This window comes from Streptomyces sp. NPDC049813 (assembly GCF_044465085.1).
GTDB lineage: Bacteria > Actinomycetota > Actinomycetes > Streptomycetales > Streptomycetaceae > Streptomyces.
Genome location: NZ_JBITLI010000025.1, coordinates 16,515 through 28,685, shown reverse-complemented (window position 1 = coordinate 28,685; position 12,171 = coordinate 16,515). Strand labels below are relative to the sequence as shown.

Annotated in this window: 12 protein-coding genes; 2 read left to right on the top strand and 10 right to left on the bottom strand. The window is 70.5% G+C overall.

Features of this window, described 5'->3' with window-relative positions; all coding sequences use genetic code 11:
• Positions 1-70 precede the first annotated feature (70 nt).
• The 6 genes from ACIBW6_RS33870 to ACIBW6_RS33845 form a co-directional block, all read right to left on the bottom strand.
• On the bottom strand, positions 71-670 hold the full coding sequence (locus tag ACIBW6_RS33870; protein WP_399066586.1) for a hypothetical protein: 600 nt from the start codon (positions 668-670) through the stop codon (positions 71-73).
• Positions 671-709: 39 nt separating this feature from the next.
• A complete protein-coding gene (locus ACIBW6_RS33865; RefSeq protein ID WP_399066584.1) occupies positions 710-1,696 on the bottom strand; it encodes a trypsin-like serine peptidase in 987 nt (328 codons plus the stop codon).
• Between the two features lie 35 nt (positions 1,697-1,731).
• Entirely contained in the window at positions 1,732-3,051 is a 1,320-nt protein-coding gene (locus tag ACIBW6_RS33860; protein WP_399066582.1) for a cation:proton antiporter, read from the bottom strand.
• A gap of 47 nt (positions 3,052-3,098) precedes the next feature.
• Positions 3,099-3,770 (bottom strand): thioesterase II family protein, encoded by a 672-nt coding sequence (locus tag ACIBW6_RS33855; protein WP_399066580.1) that lies wholly within the window; start codon positions 3,768-3,770, stop codon positions 3,099-3,101.
• Between the two features lie 62 nt (positions 3,771-3,832).
• Positions 3,833-4,798: a chlorinating enzyme gene (locus ACIBW6_RS33850; RefSeq protein ID WP_399066578.1), complete on the bottom strand. Its 966-nt coding sequence runs from the start codon at positions 4,796-4,798 to the stop codon at positions 3,833-3,835.
• A 21-nt stretch (positions 4,799-4,819) separates the two neighbouring features.
• Positions 4,820-5,092: a phosphopantetheine-binding protein gene (locus tag ACIBW6_RS33845; protein WP_399066576.1), complete on the bottom strand. Its 273-nt coding sequence runs from the start codon at positions 5,090-5,092 to the stop codon at positions 4,820-4,822.
• A gap of 405 nt (positions 5,093-5,497) precedes the next feature.
• On the opposite strand from ACIBW6_RS33845, the gene ACIBW6_RS33840 reads away from it, so the two are divergent.
• Positions 5,498-6,721 carry a cytochrome P450 gene (locus tag ACIBW6_RS33840; protein ID WP_399066574.1) on the top strand — a complete coding sequence of 408 codons (1,224 nt, stop codon included), beginning with the start codon at positions 5,498-5,500 and terminating at the stop codon, positions 6,719-6,721.
• Between the two features lie 336 nt (positions 6,722-7,057).
• Here ACIBW6_RS33840 and ACIBW6_RS33835 read toward each other — a convergent pair whose 3' ends face one another.
• From ACIBW6_RS33835 to ACIBW6_RS33820, 4 genes are all read right to left on the bottom strand, one after another.
• Positions 7,058-7,846, bottom strand: a complete 789-nt coding sequence (locus tag ACIBW6_RS33835; protein ID WP_399066572.1) for an ABC transporter permease — start codon at positions 7,844-7,846, stop codon at positions 7,058-7,060.
• A complete protein-coding gene (locus tag ACIBW6_RS33830) occupies positions 7,843-8,796 on the bottom strand; it encodes an ATP-binding cassette domain-containing protein (RefSeq protein ID WP_399066570.1) in 954 nt (317 codons plus the stop codon). Before ACIBW6_RS33830 ends, ACIBW6_RS33835 begins: the two co-directional genes overlap by 4 nt.
• Before the next feature lie 38 nt (positions 8,797-8,834).
• A complete protein-coding gene (locus ACIBW6_RS33825) occupies positions 8,835-9,698 on the bottom strand; it encodes a DUF4097 family beta strand repeat-containing protein (protein WP_399066568.1) in 864 nt (287 codons plus the stop codon).
• Between the two features lie 71 nt (positions 9,699-9,769).
• Positions 9,770-10,267, bottom strand: a complete 498-nt coding sequence (locus tag ACIBW6_RS33820) for a hypothetical protein (protein WP_399066566.1) — start codon at positions 10,265-10,267, stop codon at positions 9,770-9,772.
• A 285-nt stretch (positions 10,268-10,552) separates the two neighbouring features.
• On the opposite strand from ACIBW6_RS33820, the gene ACIBW6_RS33815 reads away from it, so the two are divergent.
• Positions 10,553-12,136, top strand: coding sequence for an acyl-CoA carboxylase subunit beta (locus ACIBW6_RS33815; protein ID WP_399066564.1), 1,584 nt, complete (start codon positions 10,553-10,555; stop codon positions 12,134-12,136).
• The last annotated feature ends 35 nt before the right edge of the window (positions 12,137-12,171 follow it).

Below are 12,171 nucleotides of genomic sequence, written 5' to 3'. Positions count from 1 at the left end.
CCGTCCGCACGGGCGAAGGCCCTCACCCCCACGAGCGGGGGTGAGGGCCTTCGCCCGTGCGGTGCGCGGCTCACGTCCCCGGGGCGTGCGGTACTTCCCAGACCACGGCGACGACGCAGTCCGGCACGGCCTGCGCCTCGACGTAGCGCACCACGTACTCCACCGAGCCGTCCCGGGGCCGCACGCACCGGCCGCGGGCGACCGCCCCCTGCTGGGCGGCGAGCCGGGCCGACTTGCGGGCCGGGCGCGCAGGCTCCGTCCCGCGCACGGCGAGCGCCAGACCGACCGGGAACGGGCACACGGCGTACAGGACGCGATCCGCGTGCCGGACGGTGGCGAAGTACCTTTCCGCCCCCGCCGGGGACGTCGCGGCCGCGGCGTGGAGCCGGCCGCAGTGCGCGCACGGCCCGTCGTCGACGACGAGGTCGGCGGGCCGGGCGCCGAGCGCCCGCGCGAGGAGCGAGAGCAGGCCCGCACGGGGCACGGCCGCCGCCGCCCGCGATCCGCCGGGCAGCACAAGTGAGCGCAGTGTGACGGGAACTGAGTCCTCGTCACACTGCGCTGTGGCGGCGTCGAGCGGTGGGGCGGGCAGCGGGGGGCGCAGCGCCCCCCAGCCGCCGTCGGGATGGGTCGCCGGCCGGCTGTGCGGCCACGGATCCGCAGGGGTCATGGGCTGCCGCTCCGCCTCCCGCCCTCGCCCCGGGCCCGGTCAGGGCCGGGCGTCGCCGATCTGTTCCATCAGAGCGTAGAACGCCTGCATGTCGGAGTCGAAGCGGGGCGAGGCCATGAAGTCACCGGTGTCATTGATGCTGTTCAGACCGCCGATGTAGCCGGTGCCGGTGTCGTAGTCGTAGTCCAGGAGCCACGGCCCGCCGCTGGAACCCGGCGTCATGTTCGGGCACTCCACCTGCCACATGTTCAGCGGCGGCACGGTGGGCTCCACCAGGTCCTGGCAGAACTCCTGATGATTGCCGTCGAAGGGCGGGCCGGAGTAACCGATGAGCGACACCTGCTCGCCGGCGCGCATGTCGGAGGCCATCTGGTAGCCGCCGGCCGCCTCCAGCGCGGTCTCACCGCTCGCGTTGTCGTTCACCACGAGCATGCCGTAGTCGTGCTCGTAGTCGGCCTTGGTGCCGATGTCCCACTGGGAGGAGGTGGCGATGTTCCATGCGGTGAAACCGCCATAGGGCGCGCTGCCGTCGTGGAAGCCCGGGTAGAAGACCTGGTTCTTGGTCCAGTCGCCGCCGGGTCCGTCGTGCAGACAGTGCGCCGCCGTCAGCACCAGCACCTCGGAGTCGCTGTCGACGACGGTGCCGGTACAGGCGTCGGCCTTGCCGTTGGCGTGCTCGAAGACGAGCTTGCCGACCGCGGTGGAGTGCGGCCCCTCCACCGCCGCCCCCTGCTGCCGGGGCAGCGAACGGGCCTCCGCTCCCGCCTCGTTGGCCAGCGCCTCGGAGATGCGCTCGGGGGTCCAGTGGGCGAGCAGGGCCTCCTGCCGGCCCGCCGCGGACAGGGTGGCGGCGCCGGGCACGTCCACGATCGCACGGTGGTCGCTCGCCGCGCCGGTGACGGCGTCGGCCGGGCCGGAGGCGCCGAGGACGGTGACGGCGGCGAGGCACATCGCGAGCAGCCCGGCTCGCAGGTGCCGCAGCCGGGACCTGGGACCGCTCCGTGCGGCAGATGGGGCAGGGGACATGACGAAGAACTCCGTTCGGTGAATGCCGGGGGACATCAGCCGGCCCGCACGAGAGGCGCGGTGAACTCGCGTTCGCGTTCGAGCTCGGCCGGGGTGGTGGCGATGCGGTTCGTGGTGCGCCGCAGGACGGGTGGTGCCATGACCGAGGTCACGACGGCCACCAGCACGATCACGGTGTACGAGGCGGTGTTCAGGACGCCGAGGCGCAGCCCCACCGAGGCCAGCACGATCTCCACCAGGCCGCGCGCGTTGAGCCCGGCGCCGATGGCGAGGGACTCGGTGTGGCTCAGCCGCCCGGCCCGGGCCCCCAGGTAGCCGCCGGCGAACTTGGCTCCGATGGCCACGGCGAGCGTCAGCACCGCGGCGAGCAGCACGGAGGGGCGGGCCAGGGTCGTCAGATCCACCTGGAGCCCGGCCGCGGCGAGGAAGAGCGGCGCCAGTGTCGCCATGACGAAGGACCGCACGGAGTCCAGGGACCGGCGGCTCGACGCGCCGAGGGAGCTCACCACGATGCCGCACAGGAACGCGCCGAGGATCGGCTCCATGCCCAGCGCGTGGGTGCCCGCGGCGGCCAGCAGGATCATGACGACGATGGCGGACAGGCCGAGCCCGGGCTGCGCGTCCTGCAGCGGCGGCAGCACCCGGGCGGCCAGCGGGCGCAGGACCCAGACGGTGGCGGCGAGGACGATGAGGAGGTAGCCGACCGACTCGACGATCACCCCCGTGCGCAGGCCGTGCGTCGCCATCGCGGAGACGACCGACAGCAGCAGCCAGCCGACGATGTCGCTGACCGCCGCCGAGCCGACGATCATCTGGCCCACGTTGCGGTGCAGCAGACCCATGTCGAGCAGCGTCTTGGCGATCACCGGCAGGGCGCTCACCGCCACGGCCACCCCGATGAACAGGGCGAAGGTCATGTCACCGCCCGCGCCGCCGGACAGCGAGGCCGGCAGCAGCAGGCCCAGCGCGAAACCGAGGGCCAGCGGCAGCAGGACGCTCCCGACGCTGACCAGGCCGATGGTGTGGCGCTTGCGGCGCAGCAGCCCCAGGTCGATGTGGGCACCGGTGATGGCCACCAGCAACAGGACCCCCAGCTGGGAGACCGCGTTCAGCAGATGCATCTGTTCCGCGTCGCGGGGCAGCAGCCACCCGGACAGTCCCGGGGCCACGGCGCCGAACAGGGAGGGGCCCAGGAGCACACCGCTGGCCAGCTCGCCCACCACCGGCGGCATGTGCAGGCGCACGGCCACCCTGCCCAGCAGGGTGGCGACCGCGATGAGCAGGCTCAGCTGCAACAGGAAAACCAGCATCTGATGGTCGGACAGGCCGGGTACGGGCCCGGCGGCAAGTGTCACGGTGTCTGAACTCCAAGGTGTCGGCCGGCCGGTGCGGACCCGCCGGCTCAGCGCCCCGACAGGACGGACAGCAGGACACCGGCGACAGCGGTGGGATTGCTCTGGGACAGCAGGTGGCCGCCGGGCAGCAGCTCGAACGAGCAACGCCCCGTCGTGTGCCGGGCCCACCCGGCCAGTCCGGACAGGGCGCGGTCGTCCTCACCGGCCACCACCGTCAGATCCCCCGCCACCGCCGTCGCGGCGACAGCGGCGACGAGGGAGCGCGACAGCAGCAGATCGGCCCGGATCACCGGGAAGACCTGCGCGAGCAGCGCCGGGTCGCCGAGGACCTCGTCGGGCAGCACACCACCCATGGCGGCCAGGGTCGCCGCCGCCGCCGACGGCGTCGCGACGTCCTGTGCGGTCACGGCGCGCTGCCGGGCAGGCGGCACGTTCGAAGCGGCGACCAGAGAGGTCCCCGGCCCGTCGCCCAGAGCAGCCACCAGGCCGAGGGCGACGTAGGCGCCGAGGCTCTCGCCGTAGACGACGTCGACCCGGCCGCCGAGTTGCGCCAGCGCGTCCGCCACGACCGCGGGGGCGCTCGTCACGAAGTCCTGCGCGTGCCGGCGCCCGTGCCCGGGAAGTTCCAGGGCCCTGACGCCGACGTCGTCCGGCAGGGCGCGCCGCAGCCTGCGGAAGTAGCCGGCGCCGCAGCACGACGGCGGAACGAGCGCGATCACGGGTCTGTCCGGTTCGGCCCCCATCGAGCCCGCACCACCAGTCCTTGCTCGGCGAGAGGCCGTCAGCGTGCCGCGACGGTACGGATCGGGGCCCCGCGGAGGGTCTCGGTGACGATCTTGTTGTGACCGTGGCCGTCGGCTCCGCGGGCGAGCACGGCACCCCACTTGTCCAGCGAGATGCTGCCGCCGTACTCCTCGATCCGGTCCGTGTCCGGGTACACCCGCACCTTGGTGGGCACGTAGCGGGTGGCGAAACCCATGCGGTAGTCCTTGCCCGTGCTGATGTTGGGCAGGGAGGCGTGCATGAGCGTCGACCAGAAGATGACGCACTGGCCGCGCTCCATGACCAGCGAGTAGGCGTCCTCCTCGTTGGGCTTCCAGCCGGGGTCGACCTGCAGCTGGCGGTAGTCGTAGCCGAAGAAGCCGCGCGGGACGCCGTCCTTGACCTCCGCGTTGATACGCCCCTCGTCGAACTCCATCTGCTTGGTCTCGTCGTAGTTCATCTTGTTCTGGGTGCCCGGGATGATCTGCAGGCAGCCGTTCTCGCGGGTGGAGTCGGTGAACGCGGTCCACACCGTGATGGTGCCGGCGCCGAAGTCCTCCGGCGACTCACCGGGCCACAGCAGCTGGGGCTTGCCGCTGGCGTTGGCGAACGTGTCCGCCTGGTGCCAGTCGGTGCCCTCGTCGCCGGGGTACTTGGGGAAGAACTCCGAGCGCCAGCAGAGCAGATCGGGGCCGAGGATCGACGCCACGCGGTCCACGATCTTCTGGTTGCAGACGTGCTCCGCCAGCAGGTCGATGTCCAGGTGCCGGTCGTAGTTGAAGATGTTCGGCGCGCCGACGCTCGCGTCGACCTCCGGATACGCGGCGTGGCTGCGGTCCAGGGTCTCCCGGTGGACCTGCTTCCACAGCTGGTCCATCTCCTCGGGGGTGTAGACGGTGATCGGCCCGATATAGCCGTTCTTGTGGAAGAACGCGAGCTCGTCCTCGGACAGAGACAGGGTGCTCTGCTCGATGCTGGTTGCCATGCTGTGCCTTCCTTGCTTCGACTATGCGTGTGACTGGACCGGTTGCGCCTTGGCCACGGCGGTGGACAGGGGCTCGTCGTAGGCGACCTTCATGTCCAGGTTCACCGCGAACGAATCAGCGAGGAATTTGTTGAGCCGGGCGAACGCGAGCGAATGACCGCCGACATCGAGGAAGTTGTCCGATGCGGAGATATCGGCGTCCTCGAGCTCCGTGCGGAGCCAATCGACCGTGGCGCGTTCCAGTTCGGCCACGGAGAGCGGCCGGGCTGCGTCGTCATTCGTGGAAGACGGCATGGGACCATCCTTCTGCGATTTCTGGTGGGTACCGCCTATTGCCTGGCGAAGAACCGAGCCGAACATACCCGCCTCACAACGGATTTGGGCAACGGTGTCCTGTCGCCGGGACACCGGACGGCCGGAGCAGGCTGCGGCCTACCCCTTGCCGTCGCTCCCTCCTATAGTTCGGTGCAGCACCCAACCCCCCTTTCACGAGAAGGGTCGGGGTATTCCGATTGTTTCCGAGGCGGCGGCCGAAAAATCTGGCGCGCAGGGTGCTGCGATGAAGTGGGAACCGCCCGCTCCGGCAAGCGATCCGAGACGGAGCACCGGGCAATCGGAATACCCCGGAATGCTGGAGCCTTCCGCTCCCCGGAGTATCAGATCTTTTCTACGAGTGTGGATGTTGCGAGGGAGATTCATATGACCGAGGTACTCCCAGAGGCGATCTGGCTGCCCAGCGAACGCGCCAGTGGCTGCCCCTACGACCCTCCCGTACAGCTGGCCGAGATACGCGAGAAGACGCCCCTGAGCCGCATCCACTACTCGGGCGACGTGGACGGCTGGCTGGTGACCAGCCACGCCCTCACCCGGCAGGTCCTCGCCGACCCCCGCTTCAGCAGCGGCAGCAACCACCACCGCGCGCCCATCCCCGGCGCCCCCGCGATGGAGAACCCGCCGCCGGCGCCGCCCGGCTTCCTCGCCCTCATGGACCCCCCGGACCACACCCGCTACCGGCGTCAGCTCACCGGCCAGTTCACCGTGCGCCGGATGCGGCAGCTGACCGACCGCATCGAGGAGATCACCACCGAGTGCCTCGACGCCATGGAGCAGCAGGAGGGCACGGTCGAGCTGGTCGACGCCTTCACCCGCCGCATCCCCGGTGTCGTCATCGCCGAACTGCTCGGCATCAGCTACGACGACCGGCAGGCGTTCACCGACCTCGTCGACCACATGCACGCGCTGGGCCGCGAGAAGGCGTCCGTCGAGGAGCAGACCAAGGCGTTCCTGGCGGTCCGCGGGTTCATGAGCGAGCTGATGCTCGCCAAGCGCGAGAACCCCACCGACGACCTGTTCAGCGGACTCGCCACCAGCGACTTCAACGACGACGAGATCATCAACCTCGGCCTCACCCTGCTCGGCGCGGGCCTGGACACGGTCGCCGGCACCCTCGCCCTCGGCGTCTTCGCGCTGCTCAACAACCCCGAGCAGTACGCCCTGCTCGGCAAGGCCGAGGACGACGAGGCGGTCGCCCGCGCCGTCGAGGAACTGCTCCGCTACACCACGGTGCTCCCGTTCCTGCAGCGCACCGCGCTGGAGGACGTGGAGATCGACGGTCACGTCATCAAGGCGGGGGAGATGGTCACCCTGTCCACCGCCGCCGCCAACCGCGACGCCGACAAGTTCGGCGCGCCCGACGACCTCGACCTCACCCGCTCCGCGCGCGGCCACGTCTCGTTCGGCCACGGCATCCACCAGTGCGTCGCGCAGCAGCTGGCCCGCGTCGAGCTGCACGTGGCCTTCCCCGCCCTGGCCCGTCGCTTCCCGACGCTGCGCCTGGCCGTCGCGCCCGAGGACGTCTCGGTGCGCGACGAGGTCGCCTTCTACGGACTGTGGAGCCTGCCGGTCACCTGGGACCGGGGATGACGGTCCACCGCCCACCCCGGCAGACCGCACGGGAGCACCCCATCCCCCGGTAGTTCCCCGCGGTCCCAAGAGCGGCCCCGCAGATCGTCCCTCAGCGATCTGCGGGGCCGCTCGCATGCCCGGAGCCGGGCGGCCCGCCCGGAACCGGGCACGCGAGCGGCTGCACTCCGTGGCGGCCCGCCCGCCCCCGGCCCAGGGCGCCAACCCCCGCCGTCACCGCAGCCGTTCAGGACCCCCCGGGGTCCCTACCGGCCCCCGGCTCGGAGCACACGAAAGCCACCGCTGCCCTGACGACGCAGCGGTGGCTCTCCTACGGCGGTGCCTGCGGTGACGGCGTCAGCGTCCGCGCGCATGGAACGCGGCACGGGCCCAGACGAAGCCGATCACCGTGATGCCGGCGAGCCAGCCGATCGCGATGGCGGCGCTGTTGCCGATGGGGCTGCCCAGCATCAGGCCGCGCAGCGTGTCGATGACCGGCGTGAAGGGCTGGTACTCGGCGAACCAGCGCACCCCGGCCGGCATCGACTCCGTCGGCACGAAGGCACTGCTGACCAGCGGCAGGATCTGCAGGGGCATGGCAGCGGTGTTGGCGCTGCCGGGGTTCTTCGCGGCCGAGCCGAACGCGATCATCAGCCAGGTCAGCGCGAAGCTGAGCAGCGCGAGCACGCCGACGGCGGCGGCCCACTCGCCCGGCGTGGCCGTGGGACGGAATCCCATGGCGAGGGCGACCGCGAGCACCAGCGTCACGGTGGCCATGGTCCGCAGGAACCCGCCCAGCACATGTCCGGTCAGCACCGCGCCGCGGGAGATGGCCATCGTCCGGAAGCGTTTGATGACGCCCTCGGTCAGGTCGACGCTGACCGTCACCGCCGTGCTGCCGCCGCCGTAGCAGACCGTCAGCAGGACCATCGAGGGCGCGATGTAGTTGAGGTACTCGGTGCGGCCGCCGCTCGCGCCGCCGACCCCGGCGCCCAGGGCCCCGCCGAAGATGTAGACGAACATCAGCAGCAGCACGACCGGTGTCACCAGGCTGGAGATCAGCATGGCGGGGAACCGGATGCCGTGCCGCAGGCTGCGGCGCAGCATCGTCATCGAGTCGCTCACGGAGTAGCTGAGGGTGCTCATCGGACGGTCTCCTTCTGGCGGCGCGGGGCGGTGGTCAGGGCGAGGAACACATCGTCGAGATCGGGGGTGTGGACCGTCAGTTCGGCCACCTCGACCCCGGTCACGTCCAGGCGCTCGAGCAGCGTGCGCAGTGCCCCGACACTGCCGTCGCCCGGGACCTGCAGCGCGAGCGCGGTGCCGTCCGGGCGGGCCCCGTCGAGCGCGCCCAGGGCCCGCTCCAGGTGGCGCGGCTCGGCGAACTCCAGACGCACGTAGCTGCCCGGGATGCGCCGCTTGAGTTCGGCGGCCGTCCCCTGCGCCACCAGCCGCCCCTGGTCGAGCACCGCGATGAGGTCCGCCAGCTGATCGGCCTCCTCCAGGTACTGCGTCGTCAAGAAGATGGTGACGCCCTCCGAGACCAGGTTCCTGATGACGTCCCACATGGCGTGCCGGCTGCGCGGGTCGAGCCCCGTCGTCGGCTCGTCCAGGAAGATGACGGCCGGCCGTCGCACCAGGGTCATGGCCAGGTCGAGCCGGCGCCGCATGCCACCCGAGTAGGCGAGGGCGCGCTGGGACCCCACGTCGGCGAGGTCGAACTGCTCGAGAAGCTCATCGGCCCTGCGCCTCGCCTCCCGGCGGCCCAGGTGGTGCAGGTCGGCCATCATGATGAGGTTCTCCCTGCCCGTGAGCAGGTTGTCCACCGAGGAGAACTGGCCGGTGACACTGATGGCGCCGCGCACCGCGTCCGGCTCGCGCACGACGTCCCGGCCGGCCACCCGGATCTCACCGGAGTCCGCGTTGATGAGCGTGGTCAGGATCTCCACCGTGGTGGTCTTGCCCGCCCCGTTGGGGCCGAGCAGCGAGAAGATCGACCCCGCGGCCACCTCCAGATCGATGCCGTCGAGAACTACCTTGTCGCCGTACGACTTGCTCAGGCCCGTGACGGTGATGGCCGATGGGGGAGTTGTCACGCCCCCTCCTTCCTGACTTCTTGCTCGGTGGGTGATGGTCAGGCGCGGTGGATCTTGATCTCGCCCATGACGGTGCGCGTACGCAGCCGTACGGTGGCGCCCGGCTCCGTCGGGGCGGCGCTGTCCTGGAGCGCGTTGTAGATGCCGCCGAGGAGGCTGCGCGCGTCCAGGTGCGCCGCGACGCCCTCGGGGATGCCCACGCCGATCGAGCCCCGGGTGGTCTCCAGGACGATCTCCCCGCCCGCGACCTGACCGAGGTAGATGTCGCCGTTGGTGTTCTTCGCCTCCACATCGGCGAACACCCGGCCGACGGAGACCTCGCCGTTCGTCGCCGTGACGCGCAGATCACCGGTGACGTCACCGAGCGCCGTGGTGCCGCTGAGGTTCTTGATGCGGGCGGCGCCGCCGATGACGTCGACCTTCAGGTTGCCCTGCGTCGTGGTGATCTCCGCCGCGCCGGTGACCCGGCCCACGTAGACATCGCCGAGGGCGGCCTCGATGCGCAGTGAGGCGGCTTCCTCAAGGCGCACGTTCCCACACGCGGACTTGAAGTGGCAGTCACCGAGGCGGCCTTGGGCGGCGAGGTATCCGAGAGCGGCCTCTCCCGACAGGTCGGAACCCGACGGCAGCTCGATGGTGACGACGATGGTCGAGTCCTTCTCGTCCTCGGCCGGGCGGCTGCGGGTGAACAGGCCGCGCCGCGGCTTCGGCGTCCTGATCGCCAGCTTGCCGCCCCGGTACTGGACCGTCGTCTGCTCGGCGGCCCGCGCGCTCGCCTCGCTCTCGCTTCCCGGGCGGACCGTCACGACGGTGTCGGCGCGGTCGCTGCTGGTGATGTCGATCTCGGCGGCGACGAGGTCGAGGTCGACGGAGACGGGAGAGGGGGTTTCGAAAGTAGGCATGACAAGGCCCTTCTGCGTGGGGGTGGGTGAGGAAGCGGTCGGGGGGTGCGGGGCGGTGCTCTGGTGCGGGCTCAGCGGATCCAGCCCTGGTGGCGCTGGTCGACCCGCAGGCCGCGGCCCCCGCCGCCGCGGCGGGCGGACTGCACGGCGGCAGCCGCCGCCCGCACCAGCCAGGCGTTGGCCGAGACGCCCTCCTCACCCGCTGCTTCGTCGACGTGCTGCTTGAGCCGCTCCGGCATCCGGACCGTGATGCGGGAGAGCGGGCCCTCGTCGGTGGCCAGGGGAGCGCTGTCGCTGTCGTGCGGCGCCGGGGCCTGCTGCGCCGCCGACTCCGCCGTCACCTTCAAGCGCGGGTTGCTGCCCTGCAGGCGGACATCGACGGATCCGGCGGGCAGCTCCGCGCTGATCTCCTCTGCGGCTTGCGAGACCACCTCCAAGAGAGTGAGCCGGATCGCCGACTCCAGGGGGATCGCGAAGCGCTCGAGGAAGGCCTCGGCCTCCTTGCCGCCGGCGGTGCCGGCCGCGGCGAGCGCTCTGCTGAGGTTCGTGACGTGCGGTGCGAGGTCCATGACGTCACCGTAGCGTCACCGATGACGTCACCGCAAGCAAAGTGACGTCACTGTCCGGTCGCGGTGACGTCACGAGCGACGCCACCCGTGTCCTGGCGGCAGGACACGTACGCCACGGGCCTCTTTACGGCAAAGCATTTCCGGATATTCAATTCACCCGTCGCCGCACCACCGCTCAGGGGCTTGGATCAACTGTCTTCCGAGACCCTTGGCAATAGAGTCTTCCGCGTGTCGGGGCATCACTGATTCGTTGGTTCCCGGGTTTCTGGCCGAGGGTGGACATTCATGGACGTGCGCGAACGGGAAAACGCTGTCAAGGAGCTTCAGCGACGTCAAGGGGTCGTGATCGAGCAGGCCGAACAATCTGCGCACAAGCAGCATGTCAAAGGGAAACTCAGTGCGCGGCGCCGGGTGGAACTACTCTTGGATCCGGGCTCCTTCGTCGAGCTGGACGCGCTGAGCGGATCGGCCGACGGCGCCGATGCCGGCCGCGGCGAACACTACGGCGACGGGGTCGTGACCGGATACGGCACGATCGACCGGCGCCCCGTCTGCGTCTTCAGCCAGGACGCCACGTTCATGGGCGGTTCCCTGGGCGAGGTGCACGCGCGCCGCATCCTCAAGATCATGGACCTGGCCCTCAAGACCGGCCGGCCGATCATCGGGATCAACGACGGCGCGGGCGCCAGAATCCAGGAAGGTGTGGTGTCGCAGGCGCTGTACGCCGAGATATTCCACCGGAATGTGAAAGCGTCCGGAGTCATCCCGCAGATATCCCTCATCATGGGATACTGTGCCGGCGGAGCCGCCTATTCCCCCGCGCTCACCGACTTCGTGGTCATGGTCGATCGAGCGTCGCACATGTTCATCACCGGCCCGGAAGTCGTCAAGGCGGTGACCGGTGAAGAAATCGGAGTGGAGGAACTGGGGGGCGCCCGCACTCATGCTTCCGTGTCCGGCAACGCCCACTATCTGGCGGCCGACGAGCAGGACGCCATCGACTATGTCAAGGACCTGCTCTCGTTCCTGCCCGACAACAACGCCACCTTCCCTCCCGAATACCCCACCGACGCGCTGACCGACATCGCGGTCGACTCGGACGCCGACCGCCGCCCCGAGCTCGACCGCATCGTCCCGACGTCACCGACGCAGCCGTACGACATGCGTGACGTCATCGAACAGGTCGTCGATGACATCGGACTCGTCGAGGTCCAGGAGGCCTACGCTCCGAACATCGTCGTCGGCTTCAGCCGGATCGAGGGCGCCTCGGTCGGCATCGTCGCCAGCCAGCCGCTGCACCTCGCCGGCTGCCTGGACATCAACGCCTCGGAGAAGGCCGCCCGCTTCGTCCGCACCTGCAACTCCTTCAACGTCCCGGTGCTCACCTTCGTCGACGTCCCCGGGTTCCTGCCCGGCACCGAACAGGAGTGGACCGGCATCATCCGCCGGGGCGCCAAACTCATCTACGCCTACGCCGAAGCCACCGTCCCCCTGGTCACGGTCATCACCCGCAAGGCCTACGGCGCCGGCTACGACGTACTGGGCTCCAAGCACCTGGGCGCGGACGTCAACCTGGCCTGGCCGGCCGCCGAGATCGCGGTCATGGGCGCGGAGGGCGCCACCAACATCGTCCACCGCAAGAAGCTCGCCGCCGTACAGGCCGCCGGCGGCGACGTCGACGCGGTACGCGAGGAACTGCGCCGCGACTACGAGGACCGGCTGTGCAACCCCTACGTCGCCGCCGACCGCGGCTACATCGACGCCGTCATCCAGCCCTCGTCCACCCGCAGCCACGTGGCACGGGCCCTGCGCATGCTGCGCAGCAAGCGCGACCTGACCCGCACGGAGCGAGGAAACATGCCCCTGTGAACCGGCCGGGGCCGGATCTCCGCGGCTTCCCGCAC